Source organism: Priestia sp. YIM B13552 (assembly GCF_042787775.1).
Taxonomy (GTDB): Bacteria; Bacillota; Bacilli; order Bacillales; family Bacillaceae_H; genus Priestia; species Priestia megaterium_E.
Genome location: NZ_JBHZOU010000001.1, coordinates 1,102,807 through 1,124,558 on the forward strand (window position 1 = coordinate 1,102,807; position 21,752 = coordinate 1,124,558).

Consider the following 21,752-nt stretch of genomic DNA (forward strand, 5'->3'; position numbering starts at 1 on the left):
CGATTTTTTCTATTAGACACGTGTATTAATCACTAGGCCCTTATTTGTTAGCTTGCTGTATACACGCTCTGCTACTTGAAGTTTTTTTCGCTTTTGTACTGAACTTGGCGTCAATTCCAGTGAGTGAGAACGCGATTCAAACTCTTCGTCAAAGCTTTTTTTCTCAATAGGCCAAATACGATTTGAAAAAGAAGCATTATTTTTTTGAAGACGATTTGCATATTGAATAGATTGATAAGGCGTGACGGGCAGTATATATCCCATATGAACCCTCCTCTTTTTCAAGATACCTTTTACTCGCAGAACTCAGTATTTTTCTCAAGAAGTATCGACATTGAAACCGCTCACTTTAATCCTCTACTTTAGACTTGTTCAAAACAGATGACACCTTGTATCTATACCGCCTGTTTTGAACATATGTGATGTCTTATTCAATATATACCCTTTTTTACATCCTATCCCTCCAAAAATATCCGTGCTCTTTTTAAAAAAAGATGATTTTGATATGATAGACTTTGACTATAAAACAAAGACTGTGCGTATACACACATCTATATCGATGTAGAACGAGAGCGGCTTCTTGCTTTAACTCCCTCTTATTTACTATTGATTATTCATGTTTTAAAAAGGAGGCCATGTTTTTTGCAACGTGCACTTTATCAAAACCAAATACTTAATCTTGCTATAACGGCTAGAGACCGATTTCAATATTTATATGAAGCTAGTCTCCGCGGAGAAATAACGTGTGCTCACTGCGGAGAACCAGTTAAATTATATCTGGGGATTGAGCATTCTCCTTACTTTTATCATGCTCAAGTTCCCCATGAAAGAGAAGAGTGTTTAGACACACTATCAGAAACAACAGCGGTGCAACAAATAAAAGAAAATCCGCCTGAATACAGAGAAACCAATGGATTTCGTATTCCTAAAGGACGAGCTATTGGCGAGAAAAGTTCAACTGTAAAAGAGAAAGCAACATGGAGGTCTTCCGCACCTTTTTCAAGTGTTCCTGCTTTTCGCTTAAAACCAGCTGTTCCTAAACACTCTGACTCTCCTTATTTAAATGAATTTAAAGAGAGCGGTATTGAATTAGATTCGAACCAGTGGAAAGCTGTTACACATTCAGAAGGGCCGCTCCTTATTCTAGCTGGTGCGGGAAGCGGAAAAACGCGTGTATTAACAGCTCGCACCGCATATATGATACAAGAAAAAAAAATTGATCCGAAATCCATTATGCTGGTGACTTTCACGGCTAAATCAGCTAAAGAAATGAAAGAACGATTGGCTACATATCCAAAGATGTCCGGCTTACATCTTCGTCAAATGCTAGTTGGAACTTTTCACAGCATTTTCTTACGTATGATTGTTCATCATAATCCTCAAGCGTGGCAAATGGACCGCCTGCTAAAATGGGATTGGCAAAAAGAACAGATCGTGAAAGAAGCAGCAAGAGAGCTCCACGTGGATGAAAAAGATTTTCCGTTTGATCAGGCACTTCAGCAAATCGGCTATTGGAAAAACACGCTTGTTGGCGTGCAAGATGTGCGCCCAAAGGACAAATGGGAACAAGATGTGCACTTTTTATATCGTCGCTATGAAGAAGTCAAAAAGCAAAAACAGCTATTCGATTTTGATGACATGCTGTATGGATGTTATGAAATGCTAAAACAAAATCCCGATTTACTCACTCGTTACCAAAAAAGGTTTCGCTATTTTTTAATTGACGAATTTCAAGATATTAATAAAGTTCAATATAAAATTATGAAAATGCTAAGTGAAGACTCTAAAAACTTGTGTGTCGTAGGAGATGATGATCAATCAATTTACGCTTTCCGCGGAAGCGATCCTTCATTCATTTTAAACTTTGAAAAAGATTTTGCTAATACAACTGTTATTACGTTAAACCAAAATTATCGTTCAGCTCACGCCATCGTTTCTTCTGCTAATAAAGTCATTGCACGAAATACAGCGCGCCGACAAAAAGAAATGGCTGCCCAGTTTGATAATGAGTTGCGACCTACATTCTTCTTTCCATACGACGAAGAAGAAGAAGCAACAATGATTGTAACGGATATGAAAGAAAAGATTAAGCAAGGGGCTTCTCCAACTGAATTTGCGGTCTTGTATCGAACTCACGCTTCTTCACGCGCCATCTTTGAACGTTTATCACAGTCAAACCTGCCATTTTCAATCGAACAAGATGCGGATTCGTTTTATAAAAGACGCATGGTTCGAAGTTTACTTTCATTTCTACGCTTGAGCGTGAATCCAAATGACGCAAGTTCGCTACAAGATTTAGTAAACGCACTCTTTTTAAAGAAAACAGCAGTCAATGACTTAAAAGCAGCAAGTATTCTTCATGATGGTACATTTATTGATGCACTTGAATATCTTCAAGATTTAAAACCGTTTCAGCAAAAAAAACTCAAGAAAGTAATTCCTTTATTCAAGTCGCTAAAATCAATGTCTCCTTCTTTGGCACTTGAGACGATTTCTAAAGATATGGGATTCGATGATTTTGTCAAAAAACGCGGAAATGAAGGAAATATGATGGAAAAAGGTTCGGATGACGTGCGGGATTTAAAAGTTGTAGCACGTAAATTCAAAACCGTACCTGAACTCTTAGAGCATGTGGATCATATGATTGCCATGAACACAGAGATGAAAGCTTTAAGCAAGCAATTTAATGAAAGTATTCAGCTAACCACAATTCACCGAGCAAAGGGTCTTGAATATAAGCATGTATACGTACTGAGCAGCGTAGATGGCGGTTTGCCTCATGATTATGCACTCGAAGCTTATCGAGGCGGAGATGATGTGCCGCTTCAAGAAGAACGCCGTCTTTTATATGTAGCAATGACGCGTGCACAGAATTCACTTTATTTATCTGTTCCGCAAACTAGAAGGGGTAAAACCGCTTATCCTTCAAGATTCCTGAAGTCGTTTATAAAAAAAGTGTAAAAGAAAAACAGGCTGGGACAAAAATATTTGAGTTAAAGGAAGAAGCTGGGACAAAAGTAGTTTCATTAAAATGAAAAACGAACTATCTATCAAAAACGGATAAATAGTTCGTTTTTTTATAATCATGGTGAACGCAGGTGCTTCTAGCGGTTGGTTGAAGGGCAAGGCGAAGACTCCTGCGGGGACAGATGAGACCCCGCAGAAAGCAACAGCGGTCGAGCAAGCCGGATCATGTATCCAGATTGTTCGTCTTTAAATTGGATTCCTGTAGTTATGTTTCAACCTCTTTATCTTACTTCAAGCTAGCGTCCATAACTAATATCCTCATCATCTATTATTAACCAAATATTCCACTAAGAGGTAGATATTCATACGTGGATACGTTACACTACGTTATGTACTGTACTACTATATATTAGGGGGCTCCATTATTGAACACAAAGCTTATTCATGAAAATGAAAAGATTTTTTTCATTTTGTGTATGGTTATCAGCTTATTAACTTATTTCTTTTTAATTATTTCACTCATTGGTATTATCTACCTTGTAATCGGTTTTTTAATTACATTTATACTCCACGGTTTCTCCATTGCTCAAATTCGCAATAATGGGGTTAGATTGACAGAGAAGCAGTTCCCGCACACTTATCATCAGGCAAAACAGTTATCTTTAGAGCTGGATTTAGAGCTGCCCGATATTTATATTGTTCAATCAGGCGGCTTGTTAAACGCGTTTGCTACACGTTTTTTTGGACGTCACTTTGTCGTTTTATACTCCGACATTGTTGAAATGATTGAAGATAATCAAGAAAAAGAACTTTCTTTTATTATTGCCCACGAATTAGTTCATATCAAACGTAAGCATACACTCTACCACTCACTTATTCTACCTGCTCTTTGGGTTCCTTTTTTAGGAAAAGCTTACTCTAGGGCCTGTGAATATACGTGTGATCGCATAGCTTCCGTTGCGATTGGTGATGCAAAAGCTGCCACTCAAGCACTCACTATACTTGCGGTTGGTCATTGTCTAAATAAAAAAGTAAATCAGGAGGAATTTGTTCATACGCACTCACAGGAAAAAGGTTTTTTTATGTGGTTGAATCAAGCTACTTCAACTCACCCCCCTATCGCCCATCGTATTAAAGAAATTAATTACTTAGCACAGCATCCGGAACTGTTTGATCTTGATTCTAACGCATTTCAAACAAATGAAATTGCATAAATGGAAAAAAGCCCTGACGTGTCAGGGCTTTATATAAAACATTAAATTATTTTTTCTCATTTAGCATTTTAGCGATGGTCGCAAAATCAATGGATTGATTATTGTTTGCAATCGCCTTAACAATTTGTTCTTCTTTTTGTTTTGAAATTGGCTTATTCGCAATTTGTGCTACTCGCTTCACAATATTACGCACCGTTTGCTCATCTTTAAAATTAGCATTTTGTACAGAATTCGCAAGTTCAAAGATATCCTTCATATTAACGCCTGTTTTCTTTTCTATATTTTTAAACATATTATTATCCATTTTGCATGACCTCCTTTATTTATACTTCATCGTATGCACCATGTGCCTAGATGGTGCCCTTTACATTTAATAAAAAAATAAAGTGCGAGTGAAACTTCACCCGCACTTTTCGGTGCCTTATTCATAGAAGGGATTAATTGTAAAAACAAACACAACCAACAATAATTAATAGAATGAATAATACAACGATTAACGCAAAACCACCGCCGTAGCCACCACCGTAACCACAACCACCGTAGCCAAATCCGCAGCCCATAATATTACACCCCCTCTGTTTTACTCTCTATACTGTATGTTCACTCAAATGATTTCGTATGGGCTTTTCAACTGTGTACATTAAATTTCATTGTCCAAACGGATCTTCCGCATCTTGCTCATTAAGTCTTTTTACATTTTGCTGCAGTTTCCTCTCCTGCTGTTCCATCTGCTTTTCTGCTTTTTCTACTTCGTTCATTCTCTTTCGATGTTCTCCCATCATATGCTGTTCAAAAAAACGTTCAAATTCATCGAAAAAATCCGGCATCTTTACACCTCTCTCCACTCTATGTAAAAAAGCACTGTCCGAGTGACAATGCTTCTATTGCTTATCGCTTTGGTAACTTTGAACCACAGCCGCAACCACCTTGTTTTGGAGAAGGGTACTGGACTGGCTTAGGAATAGACTGCCCTTTCTTTACCGATTGTTTTGTCATTGGTTGTGGATGATAAGGCAGGGGCTGAGGGTATTGATTAGGATTATAATTATAATGATAATACATCATGTTTTCCCTCCTTTTCACAGCATCCTATCTATAACATTATATTCAGGACTAAAGAAAGACGTTCTATCTTATTTGTCCATTTTGCGCTGCAGGGACAAAAATAAGTCCGTGCTGTTTTTTGGTTTCCTTACTCTTGGCCTTTCTCCTCCCTTTTGTTCTGTCACTTCACGCAGCCGATTTTGCAGTTCTTGAATGGTCCCTTGAGCTTGATGATTGTACTGTACAATGGACTGTTCGGTTTTTGATTTTTGTTCATTAACGCATGCTTTCAGCCAATCTATTTTTTCCTCTAGCTTCTTTTTTTCTTCTTCATGCTTTTGCTGTAATTCCGCTAGCTCTTCCTTAATATCTTCATATTCAAATTCTTGGTGCTTGAATTTTTGATATTCTTCTTTATAAAAAGCCAACTCCGACTTCAATGAAGCAATATATTTTTTCGTTTTTTCCTCGCTCATGCCCTTCACTCCTCCATTATAAATAACCCACAGCTTCTAAAAAATCAGTTAAAGATGAATAACACTTTTTATTAACATGAATATGCTGTAATTGAGTTTATTATTTCCTTCATTTTTTATGCTCGCTCCAACTAGAATTTATTCCGATAAATTCCGCTTTTACTAAGGAACATAAAAGCAGGTCATTCATACACTATAGTAGTCCGATACCTAGTAACGAAAAGCGTAAAGGAAGGACAATTAAAATTAGGAGGTTTAAAAATGGCAGAACTTTTTGAATCATTATGTATCCGCGTGCCTAAAGTGTACGACTGGGTTAGACGTCAAGTTGTTTTACCACAAATCTTTACGAATGACACTTCATTATTTAAAGAAGAAGCACTTAAAGATTTGGGCCATGACGTAGAAGTAGAAATTGTTTTAACAGATAGTGAAGGTCACCCTGTAGATCCTTCAGATGAAGACGCACTTGATAACGTGATTGAGCTTGTGCCACACGGTGGTCGCAGACCTAAAAAAATTGTGTTACCAGATGGAGAAGTTGTTGTTCTTCATGAGGTAAAATTATCAATTAGCGGCTTTTACCGAGTTAAGTTAATTGAATTGAGTGGACATCACAAACACGATGAGGTTGAATCTAGCGTTATTCCTTGGAAAATACATCAGACATTCTATTTATGCGCTCCGGAAGGAACAGAGCCTGTTGTACACCTGGAATCTTTTGAAGGAACTGATGGTTCTCTCAGATTATCAGATTGTCACTTACAGCAACTAAGCTTTGATCTTGTATTGTGCCTAAGTGTCCAAATTGAAAAAGATGTAAAAGTTGAAGTAGAGGGAAGCTTCTGCTATCCTCGCCCTGAAATCATTTCCGCAAGCAGCTGCTCACCTATTGAATATCCACCTCAATGTGATGCTATTTTCCCTGGAAAGCCACATCACGATGATTTTGATGGAGACGACGTAGAGTCAGACTTCGACCTTCACGACTTTGATTAACGAGATAAAAAGCCAGAGGAGAATATTTCTCCTCTTTTTTCATCGTTTACAAGCTTTGCGCATACATATAAATAAAACTGCTGTGGGCAGCTCAGGTTTACAAACTTAATTCATAGCTCAGCAGGAAAGGAGACTACTAGATGAGTCGTAACTCCCCTTCCCCTAAAGATGATTTAACTCAATTAAAACAAAAGCTCATTCACTATAAATCGGAAATTCGGCACGTGCAAAACCAATTAAAAAGCTATGAACGAGCTTTAGAACGAGAAAAAGAAAATACATTGTTTTGGAAGAAAAAACACGCTGAGACGCTTTCTACATCTGAAAAAGAAGTAGAAATTGAAGGATTAGAAAAAGAGCTGGATTTACTACGAAACGAGCTTTCTGAACAAAAAATTATTGCAGAAGCATTTCGGGAAAAAGCCTCGAGAAAACAGCCCGTTATTGAAGAAAAAATTGTGGAAAAAGTAATCGAAAAAATTGTGGAAAAACCTGTGGAAAGGTTCGAAAAGAGTGATATCCTCTGTTTCTTTCAACATTCTATACTGCTGCCAGAACAAGATGAAAGCGAGCTGACGATATTCGGCAACGTAATTATTCAAAATCAAACGAGCAGTACTTTACGCTCTCCGGTGCTTTGCTTAAAAATGAAACCCACTGCTTCGGCTATATTAAGCGGGAAGATCATTGATGAAAAAGACATTGAGGTTTCCAGTATCCCCTCTTCTTCTTTAGAATGGCGCTATGCTCATCCAAAATGGAACGAAAAAATTCAGAATGACGGTGAATATTGGATTAAACCTATTAAGCAAGCCGTATTAAAGCCAAAAGACAAATTACTATTTGACTCTTTTCAAGTAGTCATTCCGCTGTCCTCTGATACGACTTCATTTATTCTAGAAGGCTTTTTTTACAGCGAAGAGTGGCAAGAAGGCATTCCTTTTTTTAATAAAGTAGTGCTAAATTTCCCTTAATTATTAAAAGACATATTGATGTTCAATATGTCTTTTAACTCGTCCATTTATTTCATAAACGATTCTATAATTCCTGCACATCCTGCAATAGCTAAGATTGTAATGACAGGTATAGCAATATGCGGGACCGCTACATAACTAAAATAAATCCCTACCGCACACCATATGCCCGTACACCAATAACAGCTGAGCAGCTCTCCAATCCACTTTTGCAGTCCCTTCCCTTTTATCTCTAAATAAGTTACCGTATTTCCTTGTTCATCTTGATTTTCTACGATTTTATGAAACGGTTTACGAATAAACGCTGTAATTTTATCAAAAACAATTAGACGAGTAAGTCGAAACGTCGCAAAGACAAATAATGTTAGATAAATCCATGTCATCTTCATTCCTCCGTGCATTCACAAACTTATGAAAATAAAAGCTAACGTGCTTCTTCACTGTTAGCTTTTAGAGTTGCTTAAATTTTAATGATAGATATGGTCTGAATATCATGAAATGTCAATACTGTTTTCTCTTTATTAGGGGGAACGCTCACGTATAAACTTCCTTCTTTTAATTCTAAAATTGTTCCTATATATTTTTGGTTTTGACACGTAATTTCACAAATTGGCTGAGACATATGAGGCGGGAAACTGCATAGAAATTCAACTTTTTCTTTAATCGTCATAAACTGAAACATTTTATTTGGCTTTTTAGTCTCTGATTGCGGTATATCTACGGGAACAATTGAACGCTCTTCCTCTTTTTCTTGCTTAATCTCTTCCACTTTTTCTACGTCAGGCTCTTTGACTTCTTGAATGGAAGAAAAGCTGGGCTCTTCTTTTAACACGTGCTCTTTCTCTATTCCTTTATTGTCTTGCTGTTTTGAACTAAAATAATATTGCATAGAACGCTGATTTTGCGTAGCGTTTGGCTGGACAATGTACATTAGCGGCTCGTTTTCTTCTGACTTAGATTTTGAGTTAGTCATGAAGCATACCTCCAATTGCTTGTTATCGTTCTTTTAAAAATGTATGCTTGAACACGGAAAAACTTGTTTATTTTTTTACGGTAGCCTTTTTAACACCAAAAGCAGGGCTGTACTTTTATTTCCAGCATTTGAGAAAACACAATAAAAGAGGTTGAGACATAACAAAATTAATTCAATCTAAAGACGCACAAATGGGCCACATGAGCTGAACCGCTTGTCACACCGCAGTTGATTTCCGTGCAAGACTTCGCTTTCCGCGGGCGGCCGATGAGCCTCCTCGTCACTTGCGCTCCTGCCGGGTCTCATCTGTTCCGCTTTTCCCGCAGGAGTCTTCGTCTTGTCCTCGAATCAACTGCTAGAAAGAGCTAAACAGATGAAACTTATTTTCAAAACAACAAAAAAAACGAACCACTAATCAAAAATTTTGATCAATGGTTCGTTTTTCACTTCAGCTAAAATAATTTTGTCCCAGCCTCTTTCTCTCATTCAATAATATAGAAAACTAAACCTACCTAGATACCTTTATCTAATTTTATACTCAAGAAGCATACGCAATTCATTCACATACGAACGAGACCCCGTTACAATCAAACGATCATCAAATTCAAGCTCTGTATCGCCATGAGGTACAATGGAATCTTTGCCTCTAAAGATTCGAACAAAGATCACATCTCCTGTAAATGGGAACTTGCGAAGCTCTACCCCCTCGTATTTAGGGTTACGCATATTAATTTGATAAAGTGCTGTTTCTTGATTCGTTAAGATATTTAAAATATTTGGCGATTCGATTAAAGCTTTTAGCAATGCAGTCGTAGATAACAGCACAGAAAAAACTTCAATGTTATTTTCTTTCATCTTTTCATCTAATACAGGACTTTCTACACGGGCAATAACCCGTTCTGTACCATATTGTTTTGCAAATAGAGCAATGTCGCTATTTCTCTCTTCTTCCCCGGTTGTTACAACTAATACATCCGCATCTAAAATCCCCATACGCATTAAAGTTTCCTTACTATATCCATCGATGTCGACGATATTAAAAATGGAATCCGACGTACGGTTTTCAATTTTGTCCTGCGTAGGATGATAAATGGTAACATCATATAAATCAAGATCCATTTCTCGAATAACCGGGAGTGTAAATTGATTTGCACCGAGCATATTAATCTTCAGCTTTCTGTCACTGATTTCTGGCTTTGGAAACAGCTTTCTAAAGATAATAGGTGTAATAATACATGTAATAATCGCCACCAAAATCAGCGCACCGGACATTTGTGAATCAATAACACCAATATTTTCACCAACCGTTGCTGCTGCAATAACGAGTGATAAAGTCGATGTTAAAAGAAAACCCGATGCCAAAACGGTTTTCATATCATACCATTTTCTTAAGATTAACGCTGGGACTAGCTTGGATATCAACAATGCAATGAATAATAAAGGCATTAAAATCAGCACTTTTTTATCACTGAACAATGACCAAACATCAAGCTTCACTCCTACCATCACAAAAAAGATAGGAATTAAAAATCCGTAGCCAAACGAATCTAATTTATGAACTAAATTTTTGTTAGGCGCAAGAAGAGAAACGAGTGATCCCGCTAAAAAAGCGCCTAAAATGTTTTCAACACCAATTGACTCCGAAAGGCCCACTAGAATAATAATGAGTGCAAATACCGCACGCGTGTCGATTTGAATTGTACCTTTAGACATTGTCTCAAGAAACGATCGGTTTTTAAACTGCTTCCCTATGAAGTATAAAATCACTCCTACTCCAAATAAAATTAAAATCAACCATGTATTGCTATTTCCTGATTTATCATAGACGGAAGCAAATACGGCTAGTAAAATCATCGTGACTAAGTCCGCAATAACCGCAATCAATAAAATGGTCTGTCCAATCGGCTTTTTCATAATCTGTGCATCTTTTAAGGTCGGCACTACTACTCCTAGTGAAATGGTAGAAATAATAAGCGTCATCAAAAAGGCATTATCGATAAAACCGGTCCATACAAAAACATAGGACAAAAATAGTGAAACCGCAAAGATAGCTGCAAACACTAGTATAGAAATGGAAAAAGCATTTGGCACCTTAGCTCCTGATGCCTTTTTGTCTTTTGAATTTCCTCCAGCAAAAGCAGAAAAATCAATTTCTAAACCACTTAAAAACATCAAAAAGATAAAGCCTAGAGTGGAAAGTGTTTCAAGCCACATATCCTGCTCCACAAGGTCAAAACCACTTTTCCCTATAATTAATCCCATAATAATTTCAGCTACGACTACAGGTATAATGTTGAGTTTAAACCGATGCAACAGTATAGGCGTTAAAAAGGCCAAACTAATGACGATAACAAGTGATGTAAAGGACGCGTGCTGTTCCATTAGATTCCCCTCCTTTTACCTTCGTTATTTATAAAACGAAGACGTTAGTATTCAAAATTAAAGGTTAATCATAAAAGCTTGAAGGTTCTCTGTCAACTATATGAACTGATAATGAAAATCCGACATGATTACTCATGTCGAATTCTAAAGTCTCTTCATTATTTTAAATAACTCATAAATGTTGTCGCTAGACCGAAGTAAATTAAAATACTGATAAGATCATTGATCGTTGTAATAAATGGTCCTGATGCGACTGCAGGGTCAATTTTGAACCTGTGCATGAGAAGCGGGATAAACGCTCCTGCTAGTGTAGCCACAATCAATGTTGAAAATACAGAGACGCCTACCAAAGCGCCTAAAATAAGATCACCTTGCCAAATATAAACAATTAATACAACTAAAAGTCCACATGATGCGCCCGTAATCATTCCCGTAGCTGCTTCTCGGATTAACAGCTTAAATTTGCTTTCTTCTTCGATTTCTCCCGTCGCCAGTCCACGAACCGCAACGGCTAGTGCCTGTGTTCCTGTATTACCAGCCATACCGCCAATCAAAGGGATAAATACAGCTAAAATAGCTACTTGATTCAACGTATCTTCAAAACGTCCAATTAAACTCGCTGTCATCATTCCTAAAAACAGCAAAATGATAAGCCAAGGCAGCCTCTTTTTGGCCGCTACTAAAGGATTGTGGTCGATCGTATCATCTACATCGCTAATACCGGCTAATTTAGAATAGTCATCCGATGCCTCTTCATCCAGAACATCCATCACATCATCAACCGTAATAATCCCGAGAAGATGCTGCTGAAAATCAACAACTGGAAGCGCAAGAAAGTTGTAGTCGCGCATAATACGGGCAACTTCTTCTTGGTCTTCTGCTACTGACACGGATACGACTCGTTCATTCATCACTTCGCTTATCATCGTATCTTCATCTGCTATAATTAAATCACGAAGAGAAATAACACCTGCTAGATGCTTTTGTTCATCAATAACAAATACATAATAAATCGTTTCCGCTTCCGGAGCTTCCCTGCGTAGAATGTGCATGGCTGAATGTACGGTTTGATTTTCACGAATGGCCACAAATTCAGTCGTCATAATACTTCCAGCGGTATATTCCTCGTAATGAAGCAACTCTTTAATTTCATCGGCTGCTTCTTCATCCATAATCGTTAAATAGCTCGCCACTTGTTCTTTATCCAATTCATTTAATACGTCAACGGCATCATCCGCCGACATTTCTGACAGCATGTCTGCTGCAAAATTGGGATGCATCTCTGAGAGAATTTCTTGATAATCTTCTTCTCGTATCTCTACATTTTCAAAGATATCCGCCATTTCTTCCGGAGATAACATCTCGTACAGCGCAAATCTAGAAGGCTCATCTAATTCTTCAAAAAATTGAGCTTGGTCATACGTATGCATATGTAAAAATTCTTCACGAAATGCATCGATTTCATTTTTTTCTAAAAGTGATAATAAATGTTCGGCGAACCATGCCTTTTCTTCTTTTTCAATTGAATCTGTCATGTCTTCAACCTCCCTGTCGTACAAAACTCATTTAACTTTATGATGAATTTTGTTTTTTTTCAACTCACAGCTCTTTACTCTTTTCCCAATAATATATAAGTTCTACACATAGTTTGCTCCATATAAGGGTAATTTTATATCGTCAAAGGAAAAACCTTTTAAGGATGTGGATAAAAGATGAAAGTAGATATAATAGGGGATATCCATGGGTGCTATGATGAATTAAAAGCGTTAACAGAAAAACTTGGGTATGAGTGGCAAGACGGGATTCCTGTCCATTCTGACGGACGGCGCCTTGGATTCGTAGGTGATTTAACAGACCGAGGACCTCATTCACTAAAAGTGATTGAGCTCGTATGGTCCCTCGTAATAAAGCATCAGCAAGCTTACTACTGTCCAGGCAATCACTGCAATAAGCTATATCGCTTCTTTTGCGGTAACAAAGTGCAAATTACTCATGGGTTAGAAACGACCGTTGCTGAGTACGAAGCTTTACCTTCAAGAGAACAGAAATTCATTAAGAAAAAGTTCATTGAGCTTTATGAACAATCACCTCTATATGTGCAGCTTGATCAAAACCAATTAATTATTGCTCACGCCGGTCTTAAAGCTGAATACATCGGCAGAACGGATAAAAAAGTAAAAACCTTTGTGCTATACGGAGACATTACGGGTGAAAAGCATCTAAACGGCATGCCTGTCCGACGGGATTGGGCCCAACATTATAACGGAAAACCGTTTATCGTGTATGGGCATACACCCGTAGTAAAAGCTAGAAAAATTCATAACACCATTAATATTGATACAGGCGCAGTTTTTGGAGGGGCTTTAACGGCGTTTCAGTATCCTGAGAGGAATATTATATCAGTGCCTTCATCTATGCCTTATGTAGAGGAAAAATTTAATCACTTCGTGTAAAAAGAAAGTCGCTTTTCATTAAAAAAAGCGACTTTCTTTTACGATTTGAAGTTTCTGCATATCTGGCGGCAAAGGTGCTGTAAAAGACAAAGTTTTTTGTAAAAAAGGATGAAAAAAAGTGAGTTCATAGCTGTGAAGAGCTTGACGAGAAATAAGATGATTCGTTCCGCCATATAAAGTATCTCCAAGCAGTGGATATCCTTTATAAGCCATATGAACACGAATTTGGTGAGTTCTCCCCGTCTCAAGCGAAAGAGCAACTTCTGTAAAAGAAGAATACTGACGAAGCGCCGTATAGTGTGTAATAGCAAATTGCCCATCTTCTCTTACTTCCCGTTCGATGATACTTGACTCTTTTCGGCCAATCGGTGCCTCTATCGTTTCTTTGCCAACAAGCTTACCATGAACAAAAGCTCGGTACACGCGTTTAATTTCATGTTCTTTTTGTGCTTTAGAGAATAAGTAATGAACATGCCTATGTTTAGCAACAATAAGCAGCCCAGATGTGTCTCGGTCCAACCTATTTACAAGATGAACAGTCGAGTTAATGTTATTTTTCTCATAATAATAGAGCACAGCATTACTTAGTGACCACGTTAGATGTTCTCGAGAAGGTATACTTGGCATGTTTGGCTGCTTATTCAAAACTAATATATACTCATCTTCGTATACAATATCCAAAGGTATAGCTTTAGGAAGAAGACTTTCACTTGCTTTTTCTGGTGGAAACGCCACCTTGATTTCGTCACCTTTTTGCAGAATATATCGAACCGTTGCATGCTTTCCATTTACTTCAATTGCTCCTCCTCTGAACTTAATGTCCGTCAGAGAAGCTTTGGAAATATCATGTTCTTTTAAAAATTCACGAACCGCTACACCCTCGAAAGAATGATCTACGGTCCAACTCAACGTAAAAACTTGTTTCATTCTCTTCCCTGCCTTTAATCATCACATACAAAAGAGTCTCTGACACGCTGCCAGAAAGGAAACGCACGAAAGCGAGCAAATCGAATTTTTTCGCTTGCTACCCGAAATTGAATCGACTTTACATCTTTATGTAAAAGAGTTAAATGATCAATGGTAATTTGGAAGTCTGCGTCGTTGACAGGCTTTAACAGCGCTGTATGATGTCCAGGAAGAACCAATGGAGAACCTATCGTACGGAACACTCGATTGTTAATAGAAGCCATTTCAGCAATTTGAATAGCTTGAAGGGAAGGATGTAAAATCGCGCCTCCCAGGGATTTGTTGTAAGCTGTACTTCCCGAGGGAGTGGATACGCAAAGGCCGTCTCCTCGGAATGTCTCAAATCGCTGCCCTTTAATTTCCACATCCATTACTAAAGAACCTTCTACACTTTTTACCGTACATTCATTCAGAGCTAAGTATCGAGCTTCGCGTCCACCGTTTGTGTAGCGAATAATCACTTCGAGCAGTGGATACTCTACAGTCTGATAGGGTGTCTTTGCAATAGCAATCACCAGCTTCTCAATCTCATCAGGTGTCCAATCTGCGTAAAAACCTAAATGGCCGGTATGAACCCCAATAAAAGCCGTCTTGTCAAGTCGGTTTCGATAGCGGTGAAACGCATAGAGAAGCGTTCCATCCCCTCCTACTGACACTACAATATCAGGCTGGTTTTCATCATATTCTAAATGAAAATCTAATAAATACGTTTTCATTTTTTGCATAAGCGTATTTGATATTTGGTTGCCTTTTGATGTAATAGCAAATTTTATTTTCTCCACCTAATTCTCTCCCCCTATCCATCCAATGTACAAAGCTGTTGCTGAGTCATAACTAAGATTCTTCCGCCGATTCTTTTTTTCGTGAGAAAATAGCCTGAGCTTCTTGAATCTCACCTCGTATTTGAGACATTTCTTCATCGAGCTGAGTAGCCGCTTCAGAAGCACGCTGAAGTCGCTTTTTGATATTCTCAGGAAATTTCCCGCTGTACTTATAATTTAAAGAATGCTCAATTGTAGCCCAAAAATTCATAGCCAGTGTACGAATTTGAATTTCCACTAAAATTTTCTTTTCACCTTTAATTGTTTGAACAGGATAACATACGACCACATGATATGAACGATAGCCGCTTTCTTTTTTATGAAGAATATAATCTCTTTCTTCAATCAATTCAAAGTCTGTTCGCTGACGCAGGAGCTCTACGACCGCTTTAATATCGTCCGTAAATTGACACATCATACGGAGTCCCGCAATGTCCTGCATCTCTTCCTCTAAGCGATCGAGAGAAATTCCTTTTCGAGTCGCTTTATCCAAAATACTGGCGACAGGCTTTACTCGTCCCGTCACGAACTCAATAGGTGAATGCGTAGACTTCATATCATACTGTGAACGAATTCCTTTCAACTTCACCTTAAGTTCTTCAACGGCTTGTTTATACGGTGCTAAAAATAAATCCCAATGCCTGATCATTAATAACACCCCCCTCTTTTCTCTCTATTACTTATTTTCTTTATCTAAAAAAACTTCCTCTACTCTTGCTACCATCTCGTCTCCATAATTCACATTTCCTTCGATGTTACTGATGAGATAAGATAGCTCTTCTTTAACGGCTGATAGCTCAATTACTTCCTTGTTAATTTCTAAAAATACTTTCATATCTTTATGTAAGACGTGCTTTAAATTCGCCCAAATATTGTCACTAAGGCCAACATACATAAATTGATCATTAATATCTACAACATATACAAATGACATGTTATCTGAGTCAACAAGCATTTGTTTTGTATCTTCCAATTGTTCAATTTTCGTCTCAATAGGGTCTGCTTTTAAATGTAATTCATTTGATTTCATCACACAGGTAGTGATGTCAATTCGATTGTGCATAAATAAACTCCTTCCAACTATACAATTCGTTACTATTTTAACACATTCCAGGAACGTTTAATAAAGGTAAAACCTAAACAATCCGTATTTCTTCATTTTCCAAGTTCCCCATCTGGATATTCCTGTTAGGAAATGTAGTTTTACTGTCTCAAAAAGTGTGATAAATTAAGATGTAAAGTGCCTTACTAAAAGACCTAAATTAAAAGGATGATTTCATTGAAACAAGAAATTGAAATTGAATTTAAAAATATAGTAACGAAAGAAGAGTTTGATCGTCTCCGCTCACACTTTCAATTAACTGAAAATCAGTTTGTTTCTCAAGAAAACCACTATTTTGATACACCTGCTTTCTCATTAAAAGACTGCGGGGCTGCCCTACGAATTCGAAGCAAAAAAGGTAAGTTCGTTCTCACGCTCAAACAGCCTCATCAAGAGGGTCTTTTAGAAACACATGAAGCATTAACAAATGAACAAGCTAAAGAATTGCTAGATGGCAGTGCCAAGATTCCGTCAACAATTCAACAGCTTATTACTGATTTACAAGTTGATAGCCATGCGCTAACTTATTTTGGCACTTTGCGTACAAGTCGAGCAGAAATTCCATATAAAAATGGGTTACTTGTACTCGATCATAGCTTTTATCTAGGTGCTGAGGATTATGAACTTGAATACGAAGTAACCGATGCCAATGAAGGAGCAAAACATTTTGAGCAATTGCTTACGGAGCTTGATATTAAAAAGAAACCAACGGAAAACAAAATTCGACGGTTTTACAAGCGAAAGTATACGTTAATGGATGGAGAATAAGTTTATGAGCATGAATATTAACAATTACATGTCTTCCGTTCAATTTCCTGGGACGCAGCCATTTTCAGTTAACAACCAGCTGCCAACAGCTAACGTGATGCTTGGTACAACTTTACTCTCTGTATTTGCTCAGCTTTTTCAAGACTACGTCAATCAAGAGCCTCAAATGAGTACCAATCTTTACTTGAAAGCAGCGCAGTTGTTTCCATCTACGCCAGTTCAAATGCAGTCCGAGCCATCTGTTTTTTCTTCAAGTAAGGCAGCGGCTTCAAATGCTGCCTTACCTGCACAAAAAAACGAAGCGGCAAAGGCCAGTTCTCAGGATGTACAAACGATCATTACAGAAGCAGCTGCACGCTACCAGCTGGATCCTAAACTTATTCGTTCTGTTATTAAACAAGAATCAAACTTTAATCCATCTGCCAAAAGTTCTGTAGGAGCGGCTGGGCTTATGCAGCTAATGCCAGCAACCGCTAAAGCTCTTGGTGTAGAAGATCCGTACGACTCCAAGCAAAATGTATTTGGAGGAGCCAAATATCTTCGACAAATGTTAGATAAATACAATGGAAACGTGAAATTAGCATTGGCGGCCTATAATGCTGGACCAGGTAATGTCGATAAATACGGCGGAGTACCTCCTTTTCAAGAAACGCAAAAATATGTAAATAAAATTATGTCTTCTTATCTTGTGTAAAAGAGCCAAATCATTCGCCACTTGAACATGGAATGGCTATAGTTTGCCGAGGTTACACTATATAAATAGAAGGAAACGTTTGTGAAAGTATTCCTTTGTTTCTCATAATTAGTGATTCGCCACAGCATCATAGACTTTTCTTATGTAAAATTCCACTTTATCTCTTTTCCAGTAGAAGAAGTAAGCGGATAGTTTGAGTTAACCAAATGACACTGCTAAAATTAAGGAAAGTAAAAAACACCAAAGAGTTAAGACGTATATTTCTTATAACAAAGGAGTTATCAACATGAGAGAAAAAATCCACTCCCCTTACGAATTATTAGGCGGTGAACATACGATTTCAAAACTTGTTGATGCTTTTTATACACGCGTTGGACAACATCCTGAGCTCGCGCCAATTTTTCCTGATGATTTAACAGAAACAGCACGAAAGCAAAAGCAATTTCTGACACAATATTTAGGAGGGCCTTCGTTATACACTGAAGAGCACGGTCACCCTATGCTGAGAGCTAGGCATCTTCCTTTTGAAATTACACCGTCAAGAGCCAAAGCTTGGCTGACGTGTATGCATGAAGCAATGGACGAAATTAATTTAGAAGGCCCTGAGAGAGATGAACTTTATCATCGTCTTATTTTAACTGCCCAACACATGATTAATTTACCGGAACAGACAGATGAGAAAGGATTTTCACATTGAGTAATCTAAATAGCCAATACCCATCCTTGCATCAGCTTTGTCAAGGTTCAAATAAAAAACCGCTTGAAATCTATGTATTTGTTGACCCTCTTTGCCCGGAATGCTGGGCACTCGAGCCTATTCTAAAGAAGTTACAAATAGAATATGGTCAGCTGTTATCCCTCAAGCATGTGCTTGGAGGAAACTTACAGCAATTAAATATTGGAGCACAGCAGAAATTTGAACATATTGCAAAATCGTGGGAGAAAACTGGAAGCCGTTCCGGTATGTCATGTGACGGCAATCTGTGGCTTGAAAACCCAATCGATACTCCTTACGCTGCATCAATTGCGATTAAAGCAGCCGGTCTGCAAGGAAAGAAACAGGGCATTCGCTTTTTGAGAAGACTTCAAGAAGTAGTATTTTTAGAAAAACAAAATGTTACAGAAGAATCTGTCTTAATACAATGTGCAAAACATGTGGGGCTAGATGTTAATGAATTTGTAAAAGATTTGCATTCAGATTACGCTGCGAAAGCCTTTCAATGTGATTTAAAAATCACGTCGGAAATGGATGTCGATGAGATTCCAACTCTTGTGTTCTTCAACGAAAAAGTTGAAGAAGAAGGCATTAAGATATCAGGATACTATTCGTACGAAACATATGTACACATCATCAAAGAGATGTTAGAAATTGACCCAGATCCAGCTTGTCTTCCGCCTCTTCGTTCATTTTTAAGCTACTTTCAATTTGTTGCTTCAAAAGAAGTTGCAGTTGTGTATGGTTTATCATTAGAAGAGGCTGAAAAAGAATTGAAAAAACTTCAGCTTCAGCAAGTTGTTGAGAGAGTTCCTGTTAAATACGGAACCTTTTGGAGAAGTACTGAAAAGAGCTGTTAATCATTACATGTTGATGCTTATCCTAAGCATCAACTAAACAAAAAAGACTTGGCTTTCGCCAAGTCTTTTCGTTTGTCTTAAGACAACAAGGGGATGGGAGAAATTTTTCACGGTCAAACAAAGGGGTATATGTTTGTTTTGTGATAAACTTCACGATTAATACTATAGCAAATTATGTCGACTTTTGGCAACCCCTTTTTTCAATTTTATTCACTTTTTTATAAAAAAACTTCATAAACAGCCAGATTCACTCATATAGTACAACCAATTATGCTTTTAATAGAGGTGTTAACTATGAAAATTGCTGGAATTACTCTAGGGGTTGTTATTCTTTTGTTTTCTTTTTTATTCTATATTTTATCTCTTATGCAGCTTGTTCCTCTCCTTATCGCAGGCCCTCTCTTATTTTTAGCTATTCTTATTATTTTTACATTGCTTAACAATCACAACAAGTTTCGAGGATTTAAAAAATGAAGCAGGATACAGCTCCTGCTTCATTTTAATTTTATTGATTTAATAAACGTTCCATTTCCGTTAATTTCTCTTCAAATACGGCTAGCGCTTCTTCAATTGGCTGAGATGTTGTCATGTCCACTCCTGCCTTTTTCAACACTTCAATTGGATAATCAGAGCTTCCTGACTTTAAGAAACCTACATAGCGCTCAACAGCTGCATCTCCTTCTTCAAGGATTTGCTTGCTTAATGCTGCTGCTGCACTGAATCCTGTAGCATATTGATAAACGTAGTAATTGTAATAAAAATGAGGGATACGAGCCCATTCTAATCCAATCTCTTCGTCAATTACTAAGTTGTCTCCAAAATACTTTTTATTTAAGTCATAATACAATTTTGTTAACAATTCAGGTGTAAGCGGCTCTCCGTTTTGAGCACGTACATGCACATCGTGCTCAAATTCAGCAAACATCGTTTGACGGAATACCGTACCGCGGAACCCTTCTAAATAATGGTTAAGTAAGTACAAGCGCTGCTTTTCATCATCAATTGTTTTTAGTAAATAATCATTTAGAAGCGCTTCATTACACGTTGAAGCTACTTCTGCCACGAAGATTGAATAATCTCCGTAAGGATATGGCTGCGTCTTTCTTGTGTAATAACTGTGTACAGAATGGCCAAATTCATGAGCTAGTGTAAACAAGTTATTTACATTATCCTGCCAGTTCATTAAGATATAAGGATTGGTGCCGTACGTTCCTGAAGAATACGCACCGCTTCGCTTGCCTTTGTTCTCATGGACGTCTACCCAACGATTTTCAAATCCTTCTTTTAACACATTAAGGTAGTCTTCACCTAGTGGTTTCAGACCTTTTAAAATATAGTCTTTTGCTTCTTCATAGGTTACTTCCATTTTTACGTCTTTTACTAAAGGCGTATAGAGATCATACATATGAAGCTCTTCAATTCCCAATACTTTCTTACGTAAATCAATATATCGATGCAATAAATGCAAATTATCGTTCACTGTTTTAACTAAGTTATCGTATACTTCTTCTGGAATGTTATTTGTGCTAAGAGCTGAGTGACGAGCTGAATTATAGTGACGAACGCGGGCGCTAAAATTATCTTTCTTCACCGTGCCGCTTAATGTACTTGCAAACGTATTTTTAAATTTACCGTACGTTTCGTACACTGCTTTAAACGCTTCTTCTCGTACGCGGCGATCGCTGCTTTCTAGAAAACGAATATAGCGTCCGTGCGTAATTTCTACTTCTTCTCCATTTTCGTCTTTAATGGAAGGAAATTCTAAATCTGCGTTGTTTAGCATTCCAAACGTGTTGCTTGAAGATCCTAGCACTTCAGAAGCCTGAGCAAGAAGCGCTTCTTCGCTTTCTGATAAAATATGCGGACGCTCGCGAGTAATTTCATCTAATGCATGAGCATATAACTTTAGCTCTTTATGTTCCGCCATGTATTGTTTAATTTTTGATTCTTCAATAGACAAAATTTCTGGTGTTACATACGATAGTGCACTTGCAATTTGGGTATAAAGTGTTTTGATGCGATCATTTAACCCTTGATAAAAAGAGTTAGTGGTATCTTGATCGTAGCGCATATGAGCATATGTATAAAGTTTACTAACGCGCATTGTGAGCTCGTCTTGCTCTTGAAGAGCGTCATATAAAGTTTGAGCGGACTCTCCAAGTTTTCCTTTGAATTTTTCCATTTGCGGAATAAGAGCTTTTACTTCTTCAAATTCTTTTTCCCATGCGTCATCTGAAGCAAAAATATCCTCTAGTTTCCACGTATCTTCTACTTTTATCTCGCTTCTACTTGGTAACTTTTTTACTTTTGATTGTTCACTCATGGTCATCCCTCCATCTTTTTC

24 protein-coding genes are annotated in these 21,752 nt (G+C 37.6%); 9 read left to right on the plus strand and 15 right to left on the minus strand.

The window, feature by feature from the left end; translation table 11 throughout:
• Positions 1-12 precede the first annotated feature (12 nt).
• Positions 13-264, minus strand: a complete 252-nt coding sequence (locus tag ACFX40_RS05375; RefSeq protein ID WP_377254365.1) for a hypothetical protein — start codon at positions 262-264, stop codon at positions 13-15.
• A gap of 378 nt (positions 265-642) precedes the next feature.
• On the opposite strand from ACFX40_RS05375, the gene ACFX40_RS05380 reads away from it, so the two are divergent.
• Entirely contained in the window at positions 643-2,961 is a 2,319-nt protein-coding gene (locus ACFX40_RS05380; protein ID WP_098248678.1) for an ATP-dependent helicase, read from the plus strand.
• A gap of 431 nt (positions 2,962-3,392) precedes the next feature.
• Positions 3,393-4,181 (plus strand): M48 family metallopeptidase, encoded by a 789-nt coding sequence (locus tag ACFX40_RS05385; protein WP_028407492.1) that lies wholly within the window; start codon positions 3,393-3,395, stop codon positions 4,179-4,181.
• 46 nt (positions 4,182-4,227) lie between these two features.
• Here the strand turns inward: ACFX40_RS05385 and spoVIF are convergent, their stop codons facing one another.
• The 5 genes from spoVIF to ACFX40_RS05410 form a co-directional block, all read right to left on the minus strand.
• Positions 4,228-4,485 carry a sporulation-specific transcription regulator SpoVIF gene (spoVIF, locus tag ACFX40_RS05390; RefSeq protein WP_013055449.1) on the minus strand — a complete coding sequence of 86 codons (258 nt, stop codon included), beginning with the start codon at positions 4,483-4,485 and terminating at the stop codon, positions 4,228-4,230.
• 133 nt (positions 4,486-4,618) lie between these two features.
• Positions 4,619-4,741 (minus strand): YjcZ family sporulation protein, encoded by a 123-nt coding sequence (locus ACFX40_RS05395; protein WP_013055448.1) that lies wholly within the window; start codon positions 4,739-4,741, stop codon positions 4,619-4,621.
• An 87-nt stretch (positions 4,742-4,828) separates the two neighbouring features.
• Positions 4,829-5,008 (minus strand): hypothetical protein, encoded by a 180-nt coding sequence (locus tag ACFX40_RS05400; RefSeq protein WP_377254368.1) that lies wholly within the window; start codon positions 5,006-5,008, stop codon positions 4,829-4,831.
• A gap of 61 nt (positions 5,009-5,069) precedes the next feature.
• Positions 5,070-5,246 carry a hypothetical protein gene (locus tag ACFX40_RS05405; RefSeq protein ID WP_164797097.1) on the minus strand — a complete coding sequence of 59 codons (177 nt, stop codon included), beginning with the start codon at positions 5,244-5,246 and terminating at the stop codon, positions 5,070-5,072.
• 68 nt (positions 5,247-5,314) lie between these two features.
• Positions 5,315-5,701 carry a hypothetical protein gene (locus tag ACFX40_RS05410; protein ID WP_060746414.1) on the minus strand — a complete coding sequence of 129 codons (387 nt, stop codon included), beginning with the start codon at positions 5,699-5,701 and terminating at the stop codon, positions 5,315-5,317.
• 261 nt (positions 5,702-5,962) lie between these two features.
• On the opposite strand from ACFX40_RS05410, the gene ACFX40_RS05415 reads away from it, so the two are divergent.
• Together ACFX40_RS05415 and ACFX40_RS05420 are read left to right on the plus strand one after the other, a co-directional pair.
• Positions 5,963-6,700 (plus strand): BMQ_0737 family morphogenetic spore coat protein, encoded by a 738-nt coding sequence (locus tag ACFX40_RS05415; protein ID WP_377254371.1) that lies wholly within the window; start codon positions 5,963-5,965, stop codon positions 6,698-6,700.
• A 140-nt stretch (positions 6,701-6,840) separates the two neighbouring features.
• On the plus strand, positions 6,841-7,674 hold the full coding sequence (locus ACFX40_RS05420; RefSeq protein ID WP_377254374.1) for an OmpH family outer membrane protein: 834 nt from the start codon (positions 6,841-6,843) through the stop codon (positions 7,672-7,674).
• A gap of 47 nt (positions 7,675-7,721) precedes the next feature.
• On the opposite strand, the gene ACFX40_RS05425 is transcribed toward ACFX40_RS05420, so the two are convergent.
• From ACFX40_RS05425 to mgtE, 4 genes are all read right to left on the minus strand, one after another.
• Positions 7,722-8,057, minus strand: a complete 336-nt coding sequence (locus ACFX40_RS05425) for a DUF1360 domain-containing protein (protein ID WP_377254377.1) — start codon at positions 8,055-8,057, stop codon at positions 7,722-7,724.
• 77 nt (positions 8,058-8,134) lie between these two features.
• Positions 8,135-8,647 carry a CotO family spore coat protein gene (locus tag ACFX40_RS05430; protein ID WP_377254380.1) on the minus strand — a complete coding sequence of 171 codons (513 nt, stop codon included), beginning with the start codon at positions 8,645-8,647 and terminating at the stop codon, positions 8,135-8,137.
• Positions 8,648-9,169: 522 nt separating this feature from the next.
• The gene (locus ACFX40_RS05435) at positions 9,170-11,029 is read right to left on the minus strand and encodes a monovalent cation:proton antiporter family protein (RefSeq protein WP_028407487.1); all 1,860 of its coding nucleotides are present in this window, start codon (positions 11,027-11,029) and stop codon (positions 9,170-9,172) included.
• A gap of 158 nt (positions 11,030-11,187) precedes the next feature.
• Positions 11,188-12,564 carry a magnesium transporter gene (mgtE, locus tag ACFX40_RS05440; protein ID WP_014461563.1) on the minus strand — a complete coding sequence of 459 codons (1,377 nt, stop codon included), beginning with the start codon at positions 12,562-12,564 and terminating at the stop codon, positions 11,188-11,190.
• Between the two features lie 177 nt (positions 12,565-12,741).
• Between mgtE and prpE the strand changes: the two genes are divergently transcribed.
• Positions 12,742-13,482, plus strand: coding sequence for a bis(5'-nucleosyl)-tetraphosphatase PrpE (prpE, locus tag ACFX40_RS05445; RefSeq protein WP_025749875.1), 741 nt, complete (start codon positions 12,742-12,744; stop codon positions 13,480-13,482).
• Between the two features lie 18 nt (positions 13,483-13,500).
• Here the strand turns inward: prpE and ACFX40_RS05450 are convergent, their stop codons facing one another.
• The 4 genes from ACFX40_RS05450 to ACFX40_RS05465 form a co-directional block, all read right to left on the minus strand.
• Complete coding sequence (locus ACFX40_RS05450) at positions 13,501-14,409, minus strand: RluA family pseudouridine synthase (RefSeq protein ID WP_013081773.1); 909 nt, start codon at positions 14,407-14,409, stop codon at positions 13,501-13,503.
• Between the two features lie 14 nt (positions 14,410-14,423).
• Complete coding sequence (locus ACFX40_RS05455) at positions 14,424-15,221, minus strand: NAD kinase (protein ID WP_025749877.1); 798 nt, start codon at positions 15,219-15,221, stop codon at positions 14,424-14,426.
• 61 nt (positions 15,222-15,282) lie between these two features.
• A complete protein-coding gene (gene yjbM, locus ACFX40_RS05460) occupies positions 15,283-15,918 on the minus strand; it encodes a GTP diphosphokinase (protein ID WP_028407486.1) in 636 nt (211 codons plus the stop codon).
• A gap of 27 nt (positions 15,919-15,945) precedes the next feature.
• Positions 15,946-16,332: a UPF0738 family protein gene (locus tag ACFX40_RS05465; RefSeq protein WP_028407485.1), complete on the minus strand. Its 387-nt coding sequence runs from the start codon at positions 16,330-16,332 to the stop codon at positions 15,946-15,948.
• Between the two features lie 216 nt (positions 16,333-16,548).
• Here ACFX40_RS05465 and ACFX40_RS05470 point away from each other — a divergent pair, with 216 nt between their 5' ends.
• From ACFX40_RS05470 to ACFX40_RS05485, 4 genes are all read left to right on the plus strand, one after another.
• Positions 16,549-17,139: a CYTH domain-containing protein gene (locus ACFX40_RS05470; protein ID WP_377254383.1), complete on the plus strand. Its 591-nt coding sequence runs from the start codon at positions 16,549-16,551 to the stop codon at positions 17,137-17,139.
• A 4-nt stretch (positions 17,140-17,143) separates the two neighbouring features.
• Positions 17,144-17,833 (plus strand): lytic transglycosylase domain-containing protein, encoded by a 690-nt coding sequence (locus ACFX40_RS05475; protein ID WP_377254386.1) that lies wholly within the window; start codon positions 17,144-17,146, stop codon positions 17,831-17,833.
• Between the two features lie 286 nt (positions 17,834-18,119).
• Positions 18,120-18,530, plus strand: coding sequence for a globin domain-containing protein (locus ACFX40_RS05480; RefSeq protein ID WP_377254389.1), 411 nt, complete (start codon positions 18,120-18,122; stop codon positions 18,528-18,530).
• A gap of 26 nt (positions 18,531-18,556) precedes the next feature.
• Positions 18,557-19,408, plus strand: a complete 852-nt coding sequence (locus ACFX40_RS05485) for a ClpXP adapter SpxH family protein (protein ID WP_013055432.1) — start codon at positions 18,557-18,559, stop codon at positions 19,406-19,408.
• Between the two features lie 505 nt (positions 19,409-19,913).
• Here the strand turns inward: ACFX40_RS05485 and pepF are convergent.
• Complete coding sequence (gene pepF / locus ACFX40_RS05490) at positions 19,914-21,731, minus strand: oligoendopeptidase F (RefSeq protein ID WP_028407481.1); 1,818 nt, start codon at positions 21,729-21,731, stop codon at positions 19,914-19,916.
• Positions 21,732-21,752 lie beyond the last annotated feature (21 nt).

Excerpts from the sequence above, each read along its gene's own strand:
- ACFX40_RS05375 (WP_377254365.1), bottom strand. The coding sequence starts at position 264 with ATGGGATATATACTGCCCGTCACGCCTTATCAATCTATTCAATATGCA.
- spoVIF (WP_013055449.1), bottom strand. The coding sequence starts at position 4,485 with ATGGATAATAATATGTTTAAAAATATAGAAAAGAAAACAGGCGTTAAT.
- ACFX40_RS05395 (WP_013055448.1), bottom strand. The coding sequence starts at position 4,741 with ATGGGCTGCGGATTTGGCTACGGTGGTTGTGGTTACGGTGGTGGCTAC.
- ACFX40_RS05400 (WP_377254368.1), bottom strand. The coding sequence starts at position 5,008 with ATGCCGGATTTTTTCGATGAATTTGAACGTTTTTTTGAACAGCATATG.
- ACFX40_RS05405 (WP_164797097.1), bottom strand. The coding sequence starts at position 5,246 with ATGATGTATTATCATTATAATTATAATCCTAATCAATACCCTCAGCCC.
- ACFX40_RS05410 (WP_060746414.1), bottom strand. The coding sequence starts at position 5,701 with ATGAGCGAGGAAAAAACGAAAAAATATATTGCTTCATTGAAGTCGGAG.
- ACFX40_RS05415 (WP_377254371.1), top strand. The coding sequence starts at position 5,963 with ATGGCAGAACTTTTTGAATCATTATGTATCCGCGTGCCTAAAGTGTAC.
- ACFX40_RS05420 (WP_377254374.1), top strand. The coding sequence starts at position 6,841 with ATGAGTCGTAACTCCCCTTCCCCTAAAGATGATTTAACTCAATTAAAA.
- ACFX40_RS05425 (WP_377254377.1), bottom strand. The coding sequence starts at position 8,057 with ATGACATGGATTTATCTAACATTATTTGTCTTTGCGACGTTTCGACTT.
- ACFX40_RS05430 (WP_377254380.1), bottom strand. The coding sequence starts at position 8,647 with ATGACTAACTCAAAATCTAAGTCAGAAGAAAACGAGCCGCTAATGTAC.
- ACFX40_RS05435 (WP_028407487.1), bottom strand. The coding sequence starts at position 11,029 with ATGGAACAGCACGCGTCCTTTACATCACTTGTTATCGTCATTAGTTTG.
- mgtE (WP_014461563.1), bottom strand. The coding sequence starts at position 12,564 with ATGACAGATTCAATTGAAAAAGAAGAAAAGGCATGGTTCGCCGAACAT.
- prpE (WP_025749875.1), top strand. The coding sequence starts at position 12,742 with ATGAAAGTAGATATAATAGGGGATATCCATGGGTGCTATGATGAATTA.
- ACFX40_RS05450 (WP_013081773.1), bottom strand. The coding sequence starts at position 14,409 with ATGAAACAAGTTTTTACGTTGAGTTGGACCGTAGATCATTCTTTCGAG.
- yjbM (WP_028407486.1), bottom strand. The coding sequence starts at position 15,918 with ATGATCAGGCATTGGGATTTATTTTTAGCACCGTATAAACAAGCCGTT.
- ACFX40_RS05465 (WP_028407485.1), bottom strand. The coding sequence starts at position 16,332 with ATGCACAATCGAATTGACATCACTACCTGTGTGATGAAATCAAATGAA.
- ACFX40_RS05475 (WP_377254386.1), top strand. The coding sequence starts at position 17,144 with ATGAGCATGAATATTAACAATTACATGTCTTCCGTTCAATTTCCTGGG.
- ACFX40_RS05480 (WP_377254389.1), top strand. The coding sequence starts at position 18,120 with ATGAGAGAAAAAATCCACTCCCCTTACGAATTATTAGGCGGTGAACAT.
- pepF (WP_028407481.1), bottom strand. The coding sequence starts at position 21,731 with ATGAGTGAACAATCAAAAGTAAAAAAGTTACCAAGTAGAAGCGAGATA.